Annotated in this window: 19 protein-coding genes and 1 tRNA gene; 10 read left to right on the top strand and 10 right to left on the bottom strand. The window is 70.3% G+C overall.

Annotation, left to right across the window (positions count from 1 at the left end):
* Nucleotides 1-59 precede the first annotated feature (59 nt).
* Entirely contained in the window at nucleotides 60-593 is a 534-nt protein-coding gene (locus QF030_RS16805; protein ID WP_307163497.1) for a hypothetical protein, read from the bottom strand.
* A 142-nt stretch (nucleotides 594-735) separates the two neighbouring features.
* On the opposite strand from QF030_RS16805, the gene QF030_RS16800 reads away from it, so the two are divergent.
* From QF030_RS16800 to QF030_RS16775, 6 genes are all read left to right on the top strand, one after another.
* Nucleotides 736-1,467, top strand: coding sequence for a response regulator transcription factor (locus tag QF030_RS16800; protein ID WP_307163496.1), 732 nt, complete (start codon nucleotides 736-738; stop codon nucleotides 1,465-1,467).
* Complete coding sequence (locus QF030_RS16795) at nucleotides 1,464-2,840, top strand: HAMP domain-containing sensor histidine kinase (RefSeq protein ID WP_307163495.1); 1,377 nt, start codon at nucleotides 1,464-1,466, stop codon at nucleotides 2,838-2,840. The genes QF030_RS16800 and QF030_RS16795 overlap by 4 nt, the downstream gene beginning before the upstream one ends.
* A 166-nt stretch (nucleotides 2,841-3,006) precedes the next feature.
* Nucleotides 3,007-4,476 (top strand): glycoside hydrolase family 18 protein, encoded by a 1,470-nt coding sequence (locus QF030_RS16790; protein WP_307163494.1) that lies wholly within the window; start codon nucleotides 3,007-3,009, stop codon nucleotides 4,474-4,476.
* Between the two features lie 227 nt (nucleotides 4,477-4,703).
* Nucleotides 4,704-6,020 carry an ABC transporter substrate-binding protein gene (locus QF030_RS16785; protein ID WP_307163493.1) on the top strand — a complete coding sequence of 439 codons (1,317 nt, stop codon included), beginning with the start codon at nucleotides 4,704-4,706 and terminating at the stop codon, nucleotides 6,018-6,020.
* A gap of 33 nt (nucleotides 6,021-6,053) precedes the next feature.
* Nucleotides 6,054-7,034, top strand: coding sequence for a carbohydrate ABC transporter permease (locus QF030_RS16780; RefSeq protein WP_307163491.1), 981 nt, complete (start codon nucleotides 6,054-6,056; stop codon nucleotides 7,032-7,034).
* Entirely contained in the window at nucleotides 7,031-7,915 is an 885-nt protein-coding gene (locus tag QF030_RS16775) for a carbohydrate ABC transporter permease (protein ID WP_307163490.1), read from the top strand. The genes QF030_RS16780 and QF030_RS16775 overlap by 4 nt, the downstream gene beginning before the upstream one ends.
* 203 nt (nucleotides 7,916-8,118) lie before the next feature.
* Here the strand turns inward: QF030_RS16775 and QF030_RS16770 are convergent, their stop codons facing one another.
* From QF030_RS16770 to QF030_RS16755, 4 genes are all read right to left on the bottom strand, one after another.
* A complete protein-coding gene (locus QF030_RS16770) occupies nucleotides 8,119-9,549 on the bottom strand; it encodes a GH1 family beta-glucosidase (protein ID WP_307163489.1) in 1,431 nt (476 codons plus the stop codon).
* A 155-nt stretch (nucleotides 9,550-9,704) separates the two neighbouring features.
* Nucleotides 9,705-10,622, bottom strand: coding sequence for a carbohydrate ABC transporter permease (locus QF030_RS16765; protein ID WP_373428771.1), 918 nt, complete (start codon nucleotides 10,620-10,622; stop codon nucleotides 9,705-9,707).
* Nucleotides 10,623-10,633: 11 nt separating this feature from the next.
* Nucleotides 10,634-11,644 carry a carbohydrate ABC transporter permease gene (locus tag QF030_RS16760; RefSeq protein ID WP_307167589.1) on the bottom strand — a complete coding sequence of 337 codons (1,011 nt, stop codon included), beginning with the start codon at nucleotides 11,642-11,644 and terminating at the stop codon, nucleotides 10,634-10,636.
* A gap of 5 nt (nucleotides 11,645-11,649) precedes the next feature.
* Nucleotides 11,650-12,978, bottom strand: coding sequence for an ABC transporter substrate-binding protein (locus QF030_RS16755; RefSeq protein WP_307163488.1), 1,329 nt, complete (start codon nucleotides 12,976-12,978; stop codon nucleotides 11,650-11,652).
* Between the two features lie 282 nt (nucleotides 12,979-13,260).
* On the opposite strand from QF030_RS16755, the gene QF030_RS16750 reads away from it, so the two are divergent.
* Both QF030_RS16750 and QF030_RS16745 read left to right on the top strand, forming a co-directional pair.
* Complete coding sequence (locus tag QF030_RS16750; protein WP_307163487.1) at nucleotides 13,261-13,431, top strand: hypothetical protein; 171 nt, start codon at nucleotides 13,261-13,263, stop codon at nucleotides 13,429-13,431.
* A gap of 755 nt (nucleotides 13,432-14,186) precedes the next feature.
* Nucleotides 14,187-15,242, top strand: a complete 1,056-nt coding sequence (locus QF030_RS16745; RefSeq protein WP_307163486.1) for a LacI family DNA-binding transcriptional regulator — start codon at nucleotides 14,187-14,189, stop codon at nucleotides 15,240-15,242.
* A gap of 13 nt (nucleotides 15,243-15,255) precedes the next feature.
* On the opposite strand, the gene QF030_RS16740 is transcribed toward QF030_RS16745, so the two are convergent.
* The 5 genes from QF030_RS16740 to QF030_RS16720 all read right to left on the bottom strand — a co-directional run bounded on the left by QF030_RS16740 (nucleotide 15,256) and on the right by QF030_RS16720 (nucleotide 18,662).
* The gene (locus QF030_RS16740) at nucleotides 15,256-15,768 is read right to left on the bottom strand and encodes a GNAT family N-acetyltransferase (RefSeq protein ID WP_307163485.1); all 513 of its coding nucleotides are present in this window, start codon (nucleotides 15,766-15,768) and stop codon (nucleotides 15,256-15,258) included.
* Between the two features lie 66 nt (nucleotides 15,769-15,834).
* A tRNA-His gene (locus QF030_RS16735) sits at nucleotides 15,835-15,907 on the bottom strand.
* A gap of 95 nt (nucleotides 15,908-16,002) precedes the next feature.
* Nucleotides 16,003-16,605, bottom strand: coding sequence for an oligoribonuclease (gene orn / locus QF030_RS16730; protein WP_307163484.1), 603 nt, complete (start codon nucleotides 16,603-16,605; stop codon nucleotides 16,003-16,005).
* 114 nt (nucleotides 16,606-16,719) lie between these two features.
* Nucleotides 16,720-17,955 carry a helix-turn-helix domain-containing protein gene (locus QF030_RS16725; RefSeq protein ID WP_307163483.1) on the bottom strand — a complete coding sequence of 412 codons (1,236 nt, stop codon included), beginning with the start codon at nucleotides 17,953-17,955 and terminating at the stop codon, nucleotides 16,720-16,722.
* 377 nt (nucleotides 17,956-18,332) lie between these two features.
* Nucleotides 18,333-18,662, bottom strand: a complete 330-nt coding sequence (locus QF030_RS16720) for a hypothetical protein (RefSeq protein WP_307163482.1) — start codon at nucleotides 18,660-18,662, stop codon at nucleotides 18,333-18,335.
* A gap of 354 nt (nucleotides 18,663-19,016) precedes the next feature.
* Here QF030_RS16720 and QF030_RS16715 point away from each other — a divergent pair, with 354 nt between their 5' ends.
* Nucleotides 19,017-19,544 (top strand): universal stress protein, encoded by a 528-nt coding sequence (locus QF030_RS16715; RefSeq protein WP_307163481.1) that lies wholly within the window; start codon nucleotides 19,017-19,019, stop codon nucleotides 19,542-19,544.
* A gap of 149 nt (nucleotides 19,545-19,693) precedes the next feature.
* The gene (locus QF030_RS16710; protein WP_307163480.1) at nucleotides 19,694-20,260 is read left to right on the top strand and encodes a GPR1/FUN34/YaaH family transporter; all 567 of its coding nucleotides are present in this window, start codon (nucleotides 19,694-19,696) and stop codon (nucleotides 20,258-20,260) included.
* Nucleotides 20,261-20,274: the final 14 nt, after the last annotated feature.

Here is a 20,274-nt window from a genome sequence, read left to right as displayed (position 1 = left end):
GGGCGGGACGTGGCGGACACGACCCGGGACCGGCCGGTCCGCCGGCCGCGGCCCGGTCGTCAGTACGTACCCACCTCGACCCGGGGCGGCCCGTCGTGCCAGGTGCAGAACACCGACACCCGGTCCGCGCCGGAGCCGAACTCCACCCGGATCCACGACTCCGTCTTCCACACCTGCATCGACCAGCCGGCGCCCGGCGTCGCCGAGACCAGCGACGCGGACGCCTTGCCCAGGTCGAAGACGACCAGCCCGCCGTCGGTGTCGTAGCTCCTGACCGTGCCCCGGGAGGTGCTCCGGGGCGTTGCGGAGGGACTGGGGGAGGAGCCCGCGGTCGCCGCCGTCCGGGAGGCGGACGGGGACACCGGGGTCCGGCTCGGGGTCGGGGAAGGGCTCGGCGACCCGGACGGGCTGCTCGTCGGCGAGGCCGGCGGCTCCGTCTCCTGTGTGCTCGCGTCGCCCGCGGTGAGCGGCAGGGCGCGCGGTGGGTCGTAGGCCGTGCCCGCCATCACCGTGTGGACACCCCACCACGACAACGTGACCGCCGCGCCCGTGGCGAGCGACCAGGCCAGTACGTGTACGAGTCCTCTGCGCATCGCGGGCCATCTTGCCCCACGCGCCTCACCCGTGTCGCACGGATGTCCGCCGGCCGCGCACGTCGCCTCACCGTTCGTCCACAGGGGCCGAGTTGTCCACAGGCCCGAATGACCCTCGCCCGCATGGCGTAGGTTGCGGCGCATGGCAAGTGTGCTCGTGGTCGAGGACGACCAGTTCGTACGCTCGGCGCTCATCCGGCAGCTGACCGACGCCTCGCACCTCGTGCGCAGCGTCGGTACGGCCCTGGAGGCGCTGCGCGAGGTCGCCCATTTCCGCTTCGACGTGGTCATCCTCGACCTCGGACTGCCCGATCTGGACGGCTCCGAGGCCCTGAAGATGCTGCGCGGCATCACGGACGTGCCGGTCATCATCGCCACCGCGCGCGACGACGAGACGGAGATCGTCCGGCTGCTGAACGCGGGCGCGGACGACTACCTGACCAAGCCGTTCTCGGTGGAGCACCTGTCGGCGCGGATGGCGGCCGTGCTGCGGCGGGCCCGGTCCGGTGCCGCGGAGGCCTCGCCCTCCAGCGTCATCCGGGTCGGCGGTCTGACCGTCGACCCGCTGCGCCGCCAGGCCGAGCTGGACGGGGTGCGGCTCGACCTCACCCGCCGCGAGTTCGACCTGCTGGCCTTTCTGGCGGGCCGGCCGGGGGTCGTGGTCCCGCGGCGGGAGCTGCTGGCCGAGGTGTGGCAGCAGTCCTACGGCGACGACCAGACCATCGACGTCCATCTGTCCTGGCTGCGCCGCAAGCTGGGCGAGACCGCCGCGCGGCCGCGCTATCTGCACACCCTGCGCGGCGTCGGGGTGAAGCTGGAGCCGCCCGTCTCCGCCGACACCGCGGACACCGGGGGGACGGGACCGATCCGATGAGATGGGCACTGGTCAAGGTCTGTCTGGCGGTCACCACGATGGTCGTGGTCGCCTTCGCTGTCCCGCTCGGTCTCGTCATCAAGGAGATGGCCCGCGACCGCGCGTTCTCCAACGCCGAGCGGGAAGCCGCGGTCGTGGTCCCGGCGTTGTCCATCACGACCGACCGCGACCAGTTGGAGCGGGTCGTCGCCTCGGCGGGCTCCGACGACGGCATGGCGGTGCACCTGCCGGCGAGCGAGGGCCGGGCGGCCGTCGACCTCGGCCGGCAGCGCGCCGCGGACGCGGACATCGTGGCCGTACGGAAGCTGGGCCGCGCCTCCACCACAGAGGTCTCCGGAGGCTCCGCACTGCTCCAGCCGGTCGCGCTGAGCCTGGGGACCGTGGTGATCGAGGTGTACGTCCCCGAGTCCGAGGTGAGCAACGGCGTCGGCACGGCCTGGGCGGTGCTGGCGGCGGTCGGGGCGGCGCTGGTCGTCGGCTCGGTCGCCGTCGCCGACCGGCTCGGCGTACGGATGGTGCAGCCGGCGAAGCGGCTGGTCGAGGGGGCGCACGAGCTGGGGGAGGGCAAGCTCGGGGCGAGAGTGCCCGAGGAGGGACCGAACGAACTGCGGCGCGCGGCGGTGGCGTTCAACTCGATGGCCGATCAGGTCGTGCAACTGCTCGCCAACGAGCGGGAGCTGGCGGCCGACCTGTCCCACCGCCTGCGGACCCCGCTGACCGTGCTGCGGCTCAACGCGGCCTCGCTGGGGGAGTCTGCGGCCGCCGAGCAGACGAGAACCGCCGTCGCCCAGCTGGAGCGCGAGGTGGACGCGATCATCCGGACGGCCCGGGAGGCCAAGCCGCAGACGGCGGCCGCCGGTCCGGGCGCCGGCTGTGACGCGGCGGAGGTGGTCCGGGAGCGGATGGCGTTCTGGTCGGCGCTGGCCGAGGACGAGGGCCGCAAGGTACGCACGGCCGGGGTGGACCGCCCGGTCCGCATACCCGTGGCCCGCACCGACCTCGCCGCCGCCCTGGACGCCCTGCTCGGCAACGTCTTCCGGCACACCCCGGAGGGCACGCCCTTCGCGGTCGACGTGCACAACGGCGAGGACGCGGTGATCGTCCTCGTCTCGGACGCGGGCGCGGGCATCAGCGACCCCGAGGCGGCCATGGCGCGCGGCAGGGGTTCGGGCGCCGCGGGCTCGACCGGCCTCGGCCTGGACATCGTGCGCCGGCTCGCCGAGTCGACGGGCGGTGACGTCCGCATCGGCTCCTCGGTACTGGGCGGAACCGAGGTGCGGATATGGATCCAGCTGGACGGACGTGAGCCGGTGCGCAGGGGCCACCGGGGTGCTGTCCGCCGACGGCGGCGGACACTCGTCGGCCGTTCCTGAGGGGCGAACAGGTCTCGACCTTTAACCGCCCCCGATGTGTTCCTTAAGCGCTCCCTAAGAACCGCAACAACCGTCCCTGTCAGGCGATTTGCCCGGTTCGGGCTCGCTAGCGTGCTGCCGCACCCCACCCCCGGGTACCCCCGTGAGCAGTGAAGGCAGGCACGTGATGAGCACGCATCGGCGCAGGATCAGCGGCAGGAACAAGATGATCGGCGGCGCGGTCGCCGCGGCCGTGGTGGGCGGCGGCGCCGTTCTGCTCGGCGGTACGGCGCAGGCGGCCGGGGTCGGGGCGGCCTACACCAGGACCAGCGACTGGTCGACGGGGTACACCGCGCAGTACGTCGTGACGAACAACAGCGACCGGGCGAAGGCGGACTGGAAGCTCGAGTTCGATCTGCCGACCGGGGCGAAGCTGAGCTCCCTGTGGAACGGGGAGTCCGCCGTCAGCGGGCAGCATGTCACCGTCTCGCCGCCCGAGTGGGACGCCGACGGGCTCGCCGTAGGGGAGTCCGTCACCGTCGGTTTCGTCGTCAACGGCGGCGGGGATCCGGCCGGTTGCGTCGTCGACGGTGCCAGGTGTTCGGCCGACGACGGCGCCACGCCCGAGCCGAGCGGCCGGCCGACCGTGACCGCGAGTCCCGGCACCACCCCGGGCCCGGCCGCCAGTTCCTCGCCCTCCTCTCCGGCGACCCCCTCCTCTCCCGCCCCGAGCACCAGCGCGAGCACCGGTACCGGCACCACCGCCTCCGCCGGGTTCGCCCCCTACGTCGACACCTCCCTGTATCCGGCCTTCGACCTCCTGGCGAGCTCGACCGCGACCGGGGTGAAGGACTACAACCTGGCGTTCGTCACCGACGGCGGCGGCTGCACGCCCAAGTGGGGCGGGGTGACCGACCTCGCGAGCGACGGCGTGGCCGCGCAGATCGGGGCCCTGCGGGCCAAGGGCGGTGACGTCCGGGTGTCCTTCGGCGGCGCTTCCGGTACCGAGCTGGCGACGACCTGCTCCTCTGCGGACGCGCTGGCGGCGGCGTACGGAAAGGCCGTGGACGCCTACGGGCTCACCAAGGTGGACTTCGACATCGAGGGCGGCGCGCTGCCCGATACGGCGGCCAACACCCGCCGAGCCCAGGCGATCGCCAAGCTTCAGCAGCAGCACTCCGGCCTGGACGTGTCGTTCACCCTCCCGGTCATGCCCGAGGGGCTCACCCAGGACGGCGTGAACCTGCTGGCGAACGCCAAGTCCGCCAACGTGCGGATCGACACCGTCAACATCATGGCGATGGACTACGGGCCGGCGTACAGCGGCGACATGGGGACCTACGCCGAGCAGGCCGCGACCGCCACCCAGGCGCAGGTCAAGAGCGTGCTCGGGCTCAGTGAGAGCGCGGCCTGGAAGGCGGTCGGGGTCACTCCGATGATCGGTGTGAACGACGTCACGTCCGAGATCTTCAAGGTCGACGACGCCACCCAGCTCGTCGCCTTCGCCAAGGCCAAGGGGCTCGGCCCGCTGTCGATGTGGTCGGCGACCCGGGACAAGCAGTGCGCGGGCGGGGCCAAGAACTACGCGGACGCGACGTGCAGTTCGATCGTCCAGACCGATTCCGCGTTCTCGAAGGCATTCGCCGCCTACAAGTGATCAATTGAACGGTCCATCAAATGATCAGGAGGGAGAGCGGGAAACGATCACCTGAGTGATCAAGGCGTGTCGATTACGTTTCGACAAATGAAGTCAGCGGCTCTTGACGCATGACCGGACATACGGCTGTTATTGCGCCACCCCGTGTTCGGTCAAGTTGCTTTCTGGTCGATTGCGACCGGATTTCAGTCACACCTCGTGGCCGAACCTCGCGTCAGGAGCCGCTCATGCACCACCTCTCCCCCTCCGGCCGCCCCGCTCTCCCCTCCCCGAGCCGTCGCACCCTGCTGCGCGGTATGGGCGGCGCGGCCGCGCTCGGCGCCGGCATACCCCTCCTCTCCGCCTGTGGCGGCAGCGGCACGGCGGCCGACCCGAAGACCGTCACCCTTGGCTCCAACGCCTCCGACGCCGTTCCGAAGAAAGCCTTCGCGGAGATCTACGCGGCATTCAAGAAGCAGTCCGGGATCACGGTCGACGTGAACACCAAGGACCACAACACATTCCAGGAGCAGATCAACTCCTACCTCCAGGGCACCCCGGACGACGTGTTCAACTGGTTCGCCGGCTACCGCATGCAGTTCTTCGCGGCCAAGAAACTCGCCACCCCGATCGACGACGTGTGGCAGAAGATCGGCGGTGACTTCCCCGACGCGATGAAGGCGCTCAGCAAGGGCGAGGACGGCAAGTACTACTTCGTGCCGCTGTACACGTACCCCTGGGCGCTCTTCTACCGGAAGAGCGTCTTCCAGCAGCACGGCTACACCGTCCCCACCACCTGGGACCAGCTCGTCGCCCTGTGCAGGCAGATGAAGAAGGACGGGCTCGTGCCCGTGGCCTTCGGCGACAAGGACGCCTGGCCCGCACTCGGCACCTTCGACCAGATCAACTTCCGCACCAACGGCTACGACTTCCACGTCGAGCTGATGGCGGGCAAGGCCTCCTGGACCGACGCGAAGGTCCGCAAGACCTTCGACCACTGGGCCGAGATCCTCCCCTACCACCAGGACGGCGCCGTCGGCCGCACCTGGCAGGACGCCGCCCAGACCCTCGTCTCCAAGAAGGCCGGCATGTATCTGCTGGGCACCTTCGTCGCGCAGCAGTTCACGAACCAGGCCGACGCCGACGACCTGGACTTCTTCGCCTTCCCGGAGATCGACCCGGCCCACGGCCAGGACACCGTCGAGGCGCCCACCGACGGCTTCATGCTCTCCAAGGCCCCGAAGAGCAAGGCGTCCGCCGTCCAGCTCCTGGAGTACCTGGGCACCCCGGAGGCCGAGGCGATCTACCTCAAGGCGGACCCGAGCGTCGTGGCCGCCTCCTCCAAGGCCGACACCTCCTCGTACACCGCGCTCCAGAAGAAGGCGTACGCGATGATCAGCGGCGCCAAGCACCTCACGCAGTTCATGGACCGTGACAGCCGCCCGGACTTCACCTCCACGGTGATGCAGCCCGCGCTCCAGAAGTTCGTCCGCGACCCCAAGGGGATCGACGGCCTGCTGACGTCCATCGAGCGTCAGAAGAAGACGATCTTCGCGTCCGGCTGAGACGCGTCGTCCGAGACGGATGAGCACCGACACATGAGCTCCGGAACGACCACGAAGATCCCGCAGGCGGCCGCCGAGCCGCCTGCGGGCCCCGCGACCCCGAAGAAGCGCGCTCCGCAGGGCCACCGGCGCCTGCTGACCCGCCGCGACCGCATCACGCTCGGCCTGATGGCCGGCGTGCCCACCGTCCTGCACGTGACCCTCGTCTGGGTCACCGCGCTGGCCTCGATCGCCCTGGCCTTCACCAGCTGGGACGGCATCGGCTTCGGCTCCATCACGTGGGTGGGGCTCGACAACTTCAAGCAGTTGTTCTCCGACAACCCGCAGTTCTGGCCCGCCGTCCAGCACAACGTCATCTGGTTCGTCGTGCTCATCCTGATCCCGACGCCGTTCGGGCTCTTCCTGGCGGTCCAGCTCGACAAGCGGATCCGGTTCAGCCGGGTCTACCAGACCGCGTTCTTCCTGCCGGTCGTGGTCTCGCTGGCCGTGACGGGCTTCGTCTGGCAGCTGGTCTACAACCCGGACACGGGCCTGATCAACAGCCTCGTCGGGGCCAACGAGCCGGGCCACTACATCGACTGGATCGGCGACCCCGACCTCAACCTCTGGGCCGTCCTCGTCGCCGCCTCCTGGCGGCACGCCGGCTACATGATGATCCTCTACCTGGCCGGCCTGAAGAGCGTCGACCCGGCCCTGCGCGAGGCCTCGGCGCTGGACGGCGCGAACGAGTGGCAGACGTTCAGGAACGTCGTCTTCCCGACCCTGCGCCCCACCAACACCGTCGTCCTGGTCGTCACGATCATCGAGGCGCTGCGCGCCTTCGACCTGGTCTTCGTCTTCAACAAGGGCGCCCAGGGGACCGAGCTGCTCTCGATCCTGGTCACCAACAACATCATCGGCGAGTCCAGCCGCATCGGATACGGATCGGCCATCGCCGTCGTCCTGCTGGTCATCTCCCTGGCCGTGATCGTCCCGTACCTGATCGCGACCTTCCGGAAGGAGCGGCGAGCATGAGCGCGACCCTCGCGGCCAAGCAGCGCACCCCCGTCCGTCCCGCCCGGGTCCTGCTGCACACGTTCCTCGTCGTGACGTCCCTGGCCTGGCTGGCACCCCTGCTGTGGGCCCTGTACGCGGCCCTGCGCCCCTATGCGGAGACCAGCGAGAAGGGCTACGTGTCCTGGCCCGACAAGCTGAGCCTCGACAACTTCACCGACGCGTTCCAGCAGTCGGACATGCTGCACTACTTCGGGAACACCCTGCTGATCGCGGTCCCGGCCGTGCTGGTGACCCTCTTCCTGTCGTCGTGCGTGGCGTTCTACGTCAGCCGCTTCGACTTCCGGGTCAACCTGTTCCTGCTCCTGGTGTTCACGGCCGGCAACCTGCTGCCGCAGCAGGTGATCATCACCCCGCTGTACCGCCTGTATCTGCTGGTCGACCTGCCGGGCATCACCGTCAGCGGCAAGCTCTACGACTCCGCGCTCGGCCTGGTCCTGATCCACGTGGCGTTCCAGTCCGGCTTCTGCGCCTTCGTACTCAGCAACTACATGCGCTCGCTGCCGCACGAGCTGACCGAGGCCGCGCTGGTGGACGGCGCGTCCGTCTGGCGGCTGTACTGGCAGATCGTGCTGCCGCTGTGCAAGCCCGCGATGGCCGCCCTGGCGACCCTGCTGTCCATCTGGATCTACAACGACTTCTTCTGGGCGATCGTGCTGATCTCCACCGGCGACAACATGCCGATCACCTCGGCCCTCAACAACCTGTCCGGCCAGTACTTCACCGACCCCAACCTGGTCGCCGCCGGCGCCCTGCTCACCGCGATCCCCACCCTGATCGTCTACTTCGCGCTCCAGCGCCAGTTCGTCAGCGGTCTCACGCTCGGCGCCAACAAGGGCTGACCCACCCGAGCGCCTCCGCGCGAGCTCCGGACGGCGACTTCGGCGTGACCCCGGCCGGAAGGGCGCCACAGCACGCACGGTCCGGCTCGGTGCGTCCGTGACGACCGGGGTCCGGCCGTCGGCGCTCACCGACGAAAGCCGACACCCGGCGAAGGGCGCGGCAGGCCCCCCGGCCCGCCGCGCCCTCTCCCCGCTCCCCCGGGTCAGTCGGTCTCGGTCGGCGCCAGGGTGCCCGTGCGGGCCGCCTGGCTGTACCAGAGGGCGCTCGACTTCGGCGTACGGGTCAGCGTCGCGTAGTCCACGTAGACCGCGCCGAACCGCTTCTCGTAGCCGTACGCCCACTCGAAGTTGTCCAGGAGCGACCAGAGGTAGTAGCCCCGCACGTCCGCGCCGTCCGCGATCGCCTGCCGGACCGCCGAGAGGTGGCCGTGCAGATAGGCGATGCGCTCGGGGTCGTGGACACGGCCGTCCGAGTCGGGCTTGTCGTCGTAGGCCGCGCCGTTCTCCGTGATGTAGAGGGGCAGGCCCGGCGCCTCCGCCGTGTAGCGCATGATCAGGTCGTGCAGACCCGTTGGGTCGATGGACCAGCCCATCTCCGTACGGTCGCCCGGGGTCAGGTGGAAGGCCACGTCGTCCGCGCCCGGCCACGGCGAGTGGTCGCTCGCGCCGTGGCCGTCCGAGCGCGGGCCCCGCACCGACGCGTCCGCCGCCGAGACCAGCGTGGGCGTGTAGTAGTTCAGGCCCAGCGCGTCCAGCGGCTGGTGGATGGCGCGCAGATCGCCGTCGAGGACGTACGACCAGTCCGTCAGCGACGAGGTCGCCGCCAGCAGGGTCTCCGGGTAGGCGCCCCGCAGGATCGGTCCGTGGAAGACGCCGTTGGCCAGGTCGTCGATCTTCTGCACCGCGGCCAGGTCCGCCGGCTCGCCCGGGGAGAGCGGGCGGACCACCGAGGAGTTGAGGCTGATCGCCACCTGGTTGCGGGCCGGCATCGCCGCACGCAGCGCCGAGGTGCCCAGCCCGTGCGCCAGGTTCAGGTGGTGCGCCGCCTTCAGCGAGGCCACCGGCTCGGTACGGCCCGGCGCGTGCACACCGGACGCGTAACCCAGGAACGCGCTGCACCACGGCTCGTTCAGCGTGATCCAGTTCTCCACGCGGTCGCCGAGCGCCTCGCCGACGATCTGCGCGTACTCCGCGAACCGGAGCGCCGTGTCCCGCTCCGGCCAGCCGCCCGCGTCCTCCAGCTCCTGGGGAAGGTCCCAGTGGTAGAGGGTGACGGCCGGCTTGATGCCCGCCGCCAGCAGCTCGTCCACCAGACGGCGGTAGAAGTCCAGGCCCACCTGGACCGCGGGGCCCCGGCCGGTCGGCTGGACCCGGGACCAGGAGATCGAGAAGCGGTACGCGGACAGGCCGAGCTCCGCCATCAGCGCCACGTCGTCGCGGTAGCGGTGGTAGTGGTCGACAGCGATGTCACCGGTTTCGCCACCGGCCGTCTTGCCGGGTGTATGGCTGAAGGTGTCCCAGATCGAGGGGGTTCGGCCGCCCTCCCGCACCGCCCCCTCGATCTGGTACGCGGAGGTCGCGGCGCCCCAGAGGAAGGCGGGCGGGAAGGTCACCGGAGAAAGGGGCTCAGGCATGGAAGCGCTCCCATGGGTGGTCGTCGAGACCGACGAGGTTGGGGGGAAGTTGGTGCGGAGGGGGCCGGGGCGGCGGTGACCCGGCCCCCTGGGAAGTCACGGACTGACGGACGGGAGGGCGTCGTCGAGGCGTCGTACGGAGTGGGGCCGCGCCCTCAGCCCTTCACTGCGCCCTGCATGATGCCGCCCACGATCTGCTTGCCGAAGATCGCGAAGACCAGCAGCAGCGGCAGCGTGCCCAGCAGCGCGCCCGCCATGATCAGGGACTGGTCCGGGGTGTACCCGCGGCCGAGGCCCGCGACCGCGACCTGCACGGTCGGGTTGCCGGTCTGGCTCAGCACGAGGAACGGCCAGAGGAAGTCGTTCCACGTCTGCACGAACATCAGCATGCCGAGCACCGCCATCGCGGGGCGCGCCGCGGGGAACACCACGTGCCACACCACCCGCCAGCTGCTCGCGCCGTCCACCCGGGCCGCCTCGATGATCTCGTCGGGCAGCGCCTGGATCAGGTACTGCCGCATGAAGAACACGCCGAACGCGCTCACCAGCGACGGCAGGATCACCGCCTGGAGCTGGTCCGTCCACTCCAGCTTGGCGACCATCATGTACAGCGGGATGATGCTCAGCTGCGGCGGCACCATCATCGTGCCGATCACGATCAGCATCAGCGCGCCCCGGCCCCGGAACCGCAGCTTGGCGAAGGCGAACCCGGCGATCGTCGACAGGAAGACGATGGTCGCCGCCGAAGTCCCCGCCACGATCGTCGTGTTGACGAACGCCTTGCCCAGGTTCGCGTCGTTCCAGGCCAGGTCCAGGTTGTGGAAGAGGTTCGAGCCGAACTGGAAGGGCGGCGGGTTCTGCGCCAGCCGGTTGTTGTCGCGGGACGCCGCGATGGCCGTCCACACCAGCGGGAACAGCGAAACGATGGTGAACACGCCCAGGACGATGTAGGCGATCGGCCCGCCGTGCATCTGCCCGCCGGCCCGCGCGGACTTCGGCCGGCGCACCTTCCGGGCCGTCGGCACGGCGTCTTCGGGTTCTACGGGCTTCGCGGTCGTTGTCGTCGTCGTCACGGCCGGTACTCCTAACTACTGGCGCGCAGCCGGCGCGAGATGACGTAGTTGACGATGCCGATCAGGATCAGGATCAGGAACATCGTCCAGGCGATCGCCGAGGCCCGGCCCAGGTGCTGGTTCACCCAGCCCTGCTCGTACAGGTACAGGCCCAGCGTCTGGAACTGGTGCTCCGCGCCACCCGACGCGCCCTTGTTGGCGTCGAACAGCAGCGGCTCGCCGAAGACCTGACTGGCGCCGATCGTCGAGACGACGACCGTGAACAGGATCGTCGGCCGCAGCGACGGCAGCGTGACGTGCAGGAACTGCTTCCAGCGGCTGGCGCCGTCCAGCGCCGCCGACTCGTACAGGTCCTGCGGGATCGCCTGCATCGCGGCCAGGTAGATCAGCGCGTTGTAGCCGGTCCACCGCCAGATGACGATCGACGAGACGGCGATCTGCGAAGGCCACTTGTCGTTCTGCCAGTCGATCGCGTCGATCCCGGCGAAGTGCAGCGCCCAGTTGATCATGCCGTAGTCGCGCCCGAAGAGCAGCACGAACACCAGCGAGGCGGCCGCGATCGAGGTCGCGTACGGCGCGAGCATCGCGACCCGGTAGAAGGTCGAGGCACGCAGCTTGTAGTTGAGGATGTGGGCGAGGCCCATGGCCATCAGCAGCTGCGGAACGGTCGAGATGATCCCGATCGTCAGGGTGTTCTTCGCCGCGTTCCAGAAGAAGTCGTCGTCGAAGATGCGCGTGTAGTTGCGCATCCCCACCCACGTCATGTCGGTGGGCGCGGTCAGCTCCACCTGGTGCAGCGAGGCCCAGCCGGTGTAGATCAGCGGGAACAGGCCGAACGCGAGGAACAGCAGGAAGAACGGCGAGACGAAGGCGTACGGGCTCCAGCGCTTGTCCCGCTGCCAGCGGCGGGACAGCCGGGCCCGGTGCCGCTGCTCCGCCTCCGTGGGAACGACGGGCGGGCGGCCCGGGGCCGCGCCCCCCTCCTTGGCGGGGGGCGCGGCGGTGTCGTGGCGGGTGGCCATTCGGGTCACTTGTCCAGGTTGTTGTCGATGGTCTTGGTGGCCGTGTTCCAGGCTTCCGCCGCCGACTTGCCCTTCGTCACGAGGATGACGCCGTTGTCCGTCAGGCCCTGCTGGATGATCTGGTCCTTCGGGCCGATCACCTGCACCGGAGCCGTCTTGGCGGCCTCGGAGAAGACCGTGCCGATCGGCGAGTCACCGGTCATCTCGTTCTTCGCACCGGTCACTTCGGGCATCGTGTACGCGCTGGGCGTGCTCGGGAAGGAACCCTGCACCTTGAACAGCTTCGCCTGCTGCTCGGGCGCGGTCAGCCAGGTGATGAACGCCTCGGCCTCCTTCACGTGCTTGCCGCTCTTCGGCACGCCCAGGAAGGAACCGCCCCAGTTGCCGGACTTGGGCGCGACGGCCACGTCCCACTTGCCGGCGTCCTCGGCCTTCGCCTTGCCCTTGATGGTGCCGAGCATCCACGGCGGGCAGGCGATGGTGGCGAACTTGCTGTTGGCGATCGTCGTGTCCCAGGCCGGCTGGAACTGCGTCTGGGCCTGGACCAGGCCCTCCTCGGCGGCCTTCGCGGTCAGGTCGAAGGCGGCCTTCACCGCCGGGTTCGACTTGTAGATGATCTCGCCGGAGGAGTCGTAGAACTTCTCCTCCTCACTGCTGAGGATGGCGTTGATCAGTCCGCCGGGGGAGTCCATGAAGAAGGTGCCCGCCTTGGCCTTCTTCTTGTACTGCTCGCCGGTGGCGATGAACTTGTTCCAGTCGCCGGCCCACAGCTTGCCGACCGCCTCGCGGTCGGTGGGCAGACCGGCCGCCTGGAAGAGGTCCTTGCGGTAGCAGAGGGCCATCGGGCCGACGTCGGTGCCGAGAGCGATCGTCTGGCCGTCCTTGGTGGTGCCCTGCGACCACTTCCAGCCCAGCCACTTGCTCTTGTCGACGCCCGAGACCTTGGCCATGTCCTCGAACTTGGCCGCCTGGGTGGCGACGACCTCGGCTATGTTGCCGACCTCGATGGCCTGGACGTCCATCAGGCCACTGTTGGTCGTGAGGTGGTTGAGAAGCGCCGGGTAGTAGTTCTCGTTGCGCTCCGTGACATTCTCGGCGATCTTGATGTCGGGGTGGAGCTTCTCGTACTCGGCGTAGAGACCGGCCTCCTTGAAGCCCATCGTGCCGAACAGACCCAGCGTGATCGTCGTCTTGCCCTTGCCGCCGCCCGACGACGCGCCGTCGGAAGCGTCGTCGCCACCATCGTCGGCACAGCCGGCCAGCAGCCCGGCGCCCAGCGACGCGACGGCCGCCAGGACCACCACCCGGCGGGTGGTTCGGGTACGTGCTCGCATTGCGTCCTCCTGTTGCCCTGACGTGCCGACCCCCCGGCCAACTGCATTGTTGGGCCCGTTAGTTACTCGCTGCGGCTCGGGCGGGGAACGTGCGGGATGTGTATGTGTCAGGTACCGTGGGAGCGCTCCCACAGGTGATGTGTTGAAGAGTCGTCGGTTCGGGCGGGGGTGTCAAGAGTGGGGGCGGCGCGATACCGCTTCGAGATGTTTCTTTCATCGAATCCATGCCGTCGAGGCTCTGGACGGCGGTGTCGAGGTGATGGTCGGCGGACGGAGATCGCGATGCCGATCACCCTTTCGATGGAGGCTCGTCTGTTCGTGTGCAACGCGCCGATCATGCGGGACAACGAGCGTGGTGTGAAGCTGCTTGTGCAGGTCAGGCTCCTGCCGACGCCTGTTCGGGCACCGGCGCTCGAGGCGAAGCCGCGCGCTTGTGACGAAGCCGCCACCTGAGCTGCCGAGGTCGCCTCGGTGCATGCGACGTACAAGAACTCCGCCCTGCGCGAGCGCGGCCGCTCCGGGATCGAGAACCGTCGGTGGTCGCGGGCGCGGGCCGCTCGGCGGGTGATCGCGAAGACGGCCGATGCGTACACAGTGTTGCGTGCAAGTCTGAACGCACGGAGCTCCGGCCGACAGGGCTCGAAGCGGAATCCGGGGGAGGCGCATCGCGCCCTCGCGTTGGGATGGGACTCGGTGGAGCGGTACGTGCGGATGCCGTCCTGGCAGACGGAGGCTCGCACCGTCTCCTGGCGGACCGTCGAAGGAAGGTTCAGGGGCGTCGCTTTCGCGGGCGGCCCCGGACAACCGGAAGTGCCGGGTCGATACCGTGGTCGCGGTCCGACCGGCGTGCCGGCGCTGCCGGTTCGTCGGTCACGCGCACCGGAACGGCTCCCGTGATGTTCGCGCCCGTGCGGGGGAGTTGTGGAGACGCGGGGCCCGGTCGGTGGTCCCTGCCGTCGGCGAGCAAGGGACGGCCGGACGCGGGCGGCGCATCACCGCCAGTGATGTCCGCGACGCCAGGCCTTGGCGCACCTGCGACGCCGGCTGACCCATCGGGCCTGTTCGCCGGGCTCCGCTCGCGCGCGGGTGGAGCCCACGAGGGCGAGCGGACCCGCGAAGTGGTCGGAAGGGGCTCTCCCGAGGAGTTCACCCCGGTCACGGCTGTTAGATTCCAGGCCAGCGTGAACAACGGCGGGAAGGCGGGGCCCATGGCAAGCCACGGAGCGCGGAGCCGGAGCGGGGGGCGGCCGACTCTCGAAGAGGTGGCCGCGCGCGCCGGCGTCGGCCGCGGCACGGTCTCCCGGGTGATCAACGGCTCGCCCCGGGTCAGTGACGCGACCCGCGCGGCCGTCGAGGCGGCCGTGGCCGAGCTCGGCTACGTCCCGAACACCGCGGCCCGCGCCCTCGCCGCCAACCGCACGGACGCGATCGCGCTGGTGGTGCCCGAGCCGGAGACCCGGTTCTTCGCCGAGCCGTACTTCTCGGACATGCTGCGCGGCGTCGGAGCCGAACTCGCCGACACCGAGATGCAGCTGCTGCTGATCTTCGCGGGTAGCGACCGTGAACGGCAAAGGCTGGCCCAGTACCTGGCCGCGCACCGCGTCGACGGCGTGCTCCTGGTCTCGGTGCACGCCGACGACCCGTTGCCCGACCTGCTGGCCCAGCTGGAGATCCCGGCGGTGATCAGCGGCCCGCGCTCCGCCGCCGAGACCCTGCCGTCCGTGGACTCCGACAACTACGGCGGCGCCCGCTCGGCGGTGGAGCACCTGCTCTCCCGGGGCCGTACCCACATCGCCCACATCACGGGCCGCCTGGACGTCTACGGCGCCCAGCGACGCGTCGACGGCTACCGCGACGCCCTGCGCGACGCGGGTTACCCGCCGGACGAGGGCCTGATCGCCCCGGGCGACTTCACCGAGGAGGGCGGACACCGCGCGATGGGGGAGCTTCTCGCCCGCAACCCCTCCCTGGACGCCGTCTTCGCGGGCTCCGACGTCATGGCGGCCGGCGCCCGCCGTGCACTGCGCGAGGCGGGCCGCCGTCTCCCGGAGGACGTGGCGATGGTCGGCTACGACGACTCGGCGATCGCCCGGCACATGGACCCCCCGCTGACGAGCGTGCGCCAGCCCATCGAGGAGATGGGCCGCAGGATGCTGGACCTGCTCCTCACGGAGATCGCGGACCGCCGTCCCGCGGTGTCCCGGGGCCTGGAGCGGCGGCAGGTCGTGCTGGCCACGGAGCTGGTGGGGCGCTCCTCCTCCTGAGCGCGGCACCGCTTCACGGCGCGACGGACAGCCGCCACCGCACCTCGCCGTCCTGCCGCTCCGCGGTGGCCGAGAGCCCCGCGGAGCGGGCCACCGCCGCGGACGCGTGGTGGTCGGGACGGACATGGGCGACGATCGTCCGCACACCCTGTGCCCGCAACCAGGCGACGAGTCCCGCGGCCGCCTCCGAAGCGAGGCCGCGGCCCTGCCAGGAGGTGCCGACGACCCAGGCGATCTCGGCCCGGTCCCGTCCGGTCACGGTGGCCTGTACGGTCCCGGCCGCCCGGTCGGCGTCCCGTACCCGCAGCACCCAGTTGCACCAGGTGACGGACGGATCCGGCGAACCGGCGACGAGCCGTTCGTAGCGGGCGCGCAGGGCCTCGGGTGTGCAGGGGACGCCGCCGACGAAGGTGTGCAGCGCGGGGTCGCCCAGGACGACCGCCATCTCGGCCGCGTGATCCACGCGCAGGGGGAGCAGATCGAGCCGGGCGGTCGCGAACGGCTCGGCGGTGACTCGCGAGCGCATGACCCCTCCCGGGAAACACATCAGCCGGTGACCTCCCTCTCGGGAAGTCACCGGCTGATGACTCAGGGTGAGTGACGGGACTCGAACCCGCGGCATCCTGGACCACAACCAGGTGCTCTACCAGCTGAGCTACACCCACCACGCCCGGCAGTTGGACTTTGTGGTCTCCCTACCGGCCGAGAAAAAGTGTACAGGGTCCGAAGGGGTGCTCGCGCACGGCTTTACGGGGTCCGGTCAGGCACTGGGCAGGACGTGCTTCGCGGCGATGGTCCGGGCGGTGTCGGAGTCCGGCCCGGGCTGCGGCACGAAGACGGCCTCGCGGTAGTAGCGCAGTTCCGCGATGGACTCGCGGATGTCGGCGAGGGCGCGGTGGTTGCCGTTCTTCGGGGGGCTGTTGAAGTAGGCCCGCGGGTACCAGCGCCGGGCGAGCTCCTTGATCGACGACACGTCGACGATCCGGTAGTGGAGGTAACCCTCGAGGGCGGTCATGTCCCGCGCCAGGAATCCGCGGTCCGTGCCCACGGAGTTGCCGCACAGCGGCGCCTTGCCCGGCTCCTTCACGTGCTCCCTCACATACGCGAGCACCTGGGCCTCGGCCTCGGCGAGGGTCGTCCCGCCGGCCAGCTCGTCGAGCAGCCCGGACGCGGTGTGCATCTCGCGCACCACCTCCGGCATCGTCTCCAGCGCCCGGGCCGGCGGGCGGACGACGATGTCGACGCCGTCGCCGAGCACGTTCAGCTCCGAGTCGGTGACGAGGGCGGCAACCTCGATGAGAGCATCGTCCGACAGCGAGAGGCCGGTCATCTCGCAGTCGATCCACACCATGCGATCGTTCATGCGACCACCCTAAAGCTGACGTCGGCGTTTGAGGTGCCCCGCGTGGGCGCTCTCGTGCCCGGGCGCCGGCCGGGCCGTTGGGCCCGGCCGGCGCGCGAGAGGTCCGTCACCCGCTCAGGTACCGCTGCGCTGCCCCGGCAGACTCGCCCGCGAGGTCGCGTACGCGTCGCGCGCGTGCTCGGACGGCAGGGACGCCGACGAGCCCATCGCACCGGCCGCCGCCGAGGCCGTACGCCGCAGCTGCGGCGGTACCGGTCCCGGAGCGTCCGGGTGCAGCGCCGGAGGCGGTTGCGGCGGCCCGGACGGTTCGTTGTCCGTCTGCCGTTCGCCCTGCGGTCTGCGGGCCCGGTAGGCCGCCCGGTACGCCGCGGGCGACGAGCCGAGCTGCCGGCGGAAGTGGCCGCGCAGGGCCACCGGGGAACGGAAGCCGCAGCGCCCCGCGACCTCGTCCACCGAGTAGTCCGACGTCTCCAGCAGACGCTGTGCCTGGAGCACCCGCTGGGTGATCAGCCACTGCAGCGGCGCGCTGCCGGTCAGGGACCGGAAGCGGCGGTCGAAGGTGCGGCGGCTCATGTAGGCGCGTGCTGCCAGCGTCTCCACGTCGAACTGCTCGTGGAGATGCTCCAGCGCCCAGGCGACGACCTCGGCGAGCGGGTCGGCGCCGATCTCCTCGGGTAAAGACCGGTCGAGGTAGCGCTCCTGGCCGCCCGACCGGCGTGGTGGCACGACCAGCCGCCGGGCCAGCGCGCCCGCCGCCTCGTTACCGTGATCCGTCCGCACGATGTGCAGACACAGATCGATTCCGGCCGCGGTGCCCGCGGACGTCAGCACATCGCCGTCGTCGACGAACAGTTCGCGCGGATCCACGTGTACCGACGGATAGCGCTTGGCCAGCGTCGGCGCGTACATCCAGTGGGTCGTGGCCGGACGGCCGTCCAGCAGACCCGCGGCGGCCAGCACGAACGCGCCGGTGCACAGGCCCACGATGCGGGCGCCCTCCTCGTGCGCCCGGCGCAGTGCGTCGAGCGCGTCCTCCGGCGGCGGCGAGGTGATCGAACGCCAGGCCGGCACGACGACCGTGCCCGCCCGGGAGATCGCCTCCAGGCCGTGTGGTGCGGTGAGTTCGAGGCCCCCTGTGGTCCGCAGCGGGCCTTCCTCACCACCGCACACCAGCAAGCGGTAGCGCGGTACGCCGGCGTCCTGGCGGTCAATCCCGAACACCGACAATGGAATGGAACTCTCGAAAATGGGGCCGCCGCTGAACAGCAGCACCGCGACGATCTCCTTGCGGCGTCGCCCGGAGAGTTTCCGGGCCGCGGCTTCCGGCGCGGCAGTGGAGTCGTGGCTCATCCTGCTAAGCCCCCCTCGGTGGTCGCGGCTCCTCGGTTGTGTCGCTCCTGCACGTTTCCCCTCGGTCCTGCACGAGTCCCCCGCCGTAGACAGTCAAGATCGAATCTAACGTGTCGCACAATGCCGACGTGGCCAGTTCACCACCCGGCAGATTGTCGACATGGCAACTTGGCGTGAAGCATTCGATCACGAAGCGTTGCACTCGTGGGCCGTGCAGGGAAGTGCGCCTCGGTGCGGTGGCCAATCCCCGTAGGGTGCGCAGGGCCCCTGAGGCCCTTTCCGTGCAGGTGGAACGGGGGGTGGGGGGTGGTTGGGGCAAGGGACGCGCCATCACCGGAAGTTGGCTGAAAAGAAGCGGGTCGGAGTATGGAAACCGGTCAACCGGCCGGTGAGTTTCCCCCGGAGTGACGACCGCCACGATGCGACCCCGCCCCGGTGCGCTGATGGCGCCCCCGGGGGTGCCCTTGCGGCGCGTGCTCCTCGTCGAGCAACCGGACCGCGCACCGCTCGGACCGGCGCAGCAGCACCCGGCAGACGGCCGTGACGGCGGCGAGCCCCAGGGCGGTGCCGGTGGTGCCGGCGAGCGAGGTGCCGTACCAGAGGAGGACCACCGGGACCAGGAAACAGCTGAAGGCCGCCCAGCGGATCAGATCGGTCGACCGGTCGTCGCCGGGGCGGGTCTCGGAAGGGGCACGGAACGAGGGCACGGGGTGGGCTCCTTCCTTGGGCGGCGGTGCGGGGGCGGTGCGGCGGGGGCGGTACGGCGGTCGCGGGACGGCGGTGCACGGGGTTCAACGCCGGTTCGGGCGGTCGGTCACTGCCCGCGCCGGTCCCGCGTCAGTGAATCCTGTGCAAACCGCCTGTACGGGGCAGCAACCATTGCGTTACGGGCGTCCGCTCGTGCATGCTCCCTGGAACCCCCACCGGGGGCGTGCGGGATCTGGGCCCAGGAGGCGTGCCGCCGTACCCTTGGGGGTATGGGGTTGGGAAGATGATTCCCGGACAGCTCCGTCGTTCACCGCGCGTCCCACCCGTATAAGGATCAATACGCCGAGACAGCCATGGCCGGTCACGAATTCTTCGAACCCGCGGACCGCAAGCGGCCCGTCGCCGACCCTACGGCGGCCGAGCCCCTGGCGGCGGAAGACGCACGCCACTCCTGCGATCCCGCCTTCAAGCACGGCGTGGTCGTCGGCTTCGACGGCTCCACGTCCAGTGAGCGCGCGCTCGCGTACGCCATCGGCATGGCCCACCGTTCCGGCTCCGGCCTGATCATCGTCCATGTCGCCAACCGGCTGCCCACCACGGTGTGGGCCGGCTGCGAGCCGCCCGTCTTCGTGGACGTGCCGGACCACCGCACCGAGGTGCTCGGTCTGGAGCTCGCCTGCGCGGAGTACCTCGCCGAGGTGCCCTGGATCCTGGTCGAGCGCGGCGGCGACATCTGCCACGAACTCGAAGAGGTCGGGCGGGAGTACGAGGCCGACGCGATCGTCGTCGGCTCGACCCACGGCATCGTCGGCCGCATCTTCGGCTCGGTCGCCGGGCGGCTCGCCAAGCGGGCCAGGCGGCCGGTCGTTGTCATTCCGTAACTCGCCGTCCTCCCAGGTGAGATGAGATCTGGGTAGGTCCGGCCCCCCTGGTCGCGCAGCATAAATCTACTGGCGCGTAGGGGTGTTTGTGCCTTTGTGAAGGGCATATATCGCTCACACAACTGCACATGCATGAAGGGAGCCCCGCCGTGGACAACGACGTCTCTGCGGGAAGCAGCACCACCACGATCGCCGGCCGACTCGCCCTGGGTGTCACCCTGTTGGCCTTCGGGCTCGGATACACCGACCTCATCGACGGCGTGACGGCTGCGGACGCCGTATCCATCGCGCACTACGTCGGCGGCGTCGCACTGTTCGTCGCCGGCCTGTTCGCCCTCCGGGACCGCGACGCGGCCACCGGCACCGCCTACACCGTCCTCGGCGCCTTCTGGTTCACCTGGGCGGTCTCCGCCGGCGCCCAGGTCTCCGACAACGCCGCAGGGCTCTTCCTGCTCCTGTTCGCCCTCGTGGCGCTCTCCCTGACCCTGGCCGGAGGGGATCAACTCGGCCAGGGATCCTACGGGTTGTTCTGCGTCGCACTCGTGCTGATGGCCGTCGCCCGGTTCGCCGACAGTGACGGACTCACCAAGGTCGGCGGCTGGTTCGCCGTCGCGGCGGGCGCGGTGGCCTGGTACGCGGCGACGGCGGCGCTGGCCCACTGGCCCAGTGCCCTTCCCAGGCGGGCTGCCGGCCGGGGCGTGACGGCCACCGGCTGACCGGCAGCCGCCGC

This window comes from Streptomyces rishiriensis (genome assembly GCF_030815485.1).
GTDB classification, from domain to species: Bacteria; Actinomycetota; Actinomycetes; order Streptomycetales; family Streptomycetaceae; genus Streptomyces; species Streptomyces rishiriensis_A.
This window is presented reverse-complemented; position numbering and strand designations above follow the sequence as displayed.

Bases quoted from the DNA above. Each gene is read 5' to 3' on its own strand.
- QF030_RS16805 (WP_307163497.1), bottom strand. From the start codon at position 593: ATGCGCAGAGGACTCGTACACGTACTGGCCTGGTCGCTCGCCACGGGC.
- QF030_RS16800 (WP_307163496.1), top strand. From the start codon at position 736: ATGGCAAGTGTGCTCGTGGTCGAGGACGACCAGTTCGTACGCTCGGCG.
- QF030_RS16795 (WP_307163495.1), top strand. From the start codon at position 1,464: ATGAGATGGGCACTGGTCAAGGTCTGTCTGGCGGTCACCACGATGGTC.
- QF030_RS16790 (WP_307163494.1), top strand. From the start codon at position 3,007: ATGAGCACGCATCGGCGCAGGATCAGCGGCAGGAACAAGATGATCGGC.
- QF030_RS16785 (WP_307163493.1), top strand. From the start codon at position 4,704: ATGCACCACCTCTCCCCCTCCGGCCGCCCCGCTCTCCCCTCCCCGAGC.
- QF030_RS16780 (WP_307163491.1), top strand. From the start codon at position 6,054: ATGAGCTCCGGAACGACCACGAAGATCCCGCAGGCGGCCGCCGAGCCG.
- QF030_RS16775 (WP_307163490.1), top strand. From the start codon at position 7,031: ATGAGCGCGACCCTCGCGGCCAAGCAGCGCACCCCCGTCCGTCCCGCC.
- QF030_RS16770 (WP_307163489.1), bottom strand. From the start codon at position 9,549: ATGCCTGAGCCCCTTTCTCCGGTGACCTTCCCGCCCGCCTTCCTCTGG.
- QF030_RS16760 (WP_307167589.1), bottom strand. From the start codon at position 11,644: ATGGCCACCCGCCACGACACCGCCGCGCCCCCCGCCAAGGAGGGGGGC.
- QF030_RS16755 (WP_307163488.1), bottom strand. From the start codon at position 12,978: ATGCGAGCACGTACCCGAACCACCCGCCGGGTGGTGGTCCTGGCGGCC.
- QF030_RS16750 (WP_307163487.1), top strand. From the start codon at position 13,261: ATGCCGATCACCCTTTCGATGGAGGCTCGTCTGTTCGTGTGCAACGCG.
- QF030_RS16745 (WP_307163486.1), top strand. From the start codon at position 14,187: ATGGCAAGCCACGGAGCGCGGAGCCGGAGCGGGGGGCGGCCGACTCTC.
- QF030_RS16740 (WP_307163485.1), bottom strand. From the start codon at position 15,768: ATGCGCTCGCGAGTCACCGCCGAGCCGTTCGCGACCGCCCGGCTCGAT.
- orn (WP_307163484.1), bottom strand. From the start codon at position 16,605: ATGAACGATCGCATGGTGTGGATCGACTGCGAGATGACCGGCCTCTCG.
- QF030_RS16725 (WP_307163483.1), bottom strand. From the start codon at position 17,955: ATGAGCCACGACTCCACTGCCGCGCCGGAAGCCGCGGCCCGGAAACTC.
- QF030_RS16715 (WP_307163481.1), top strand. From the start codon at position 19,017: ATGGCCGGTCACGAATTCTTCGAACCCGCGGACCGCAAGCGGCCCGTC.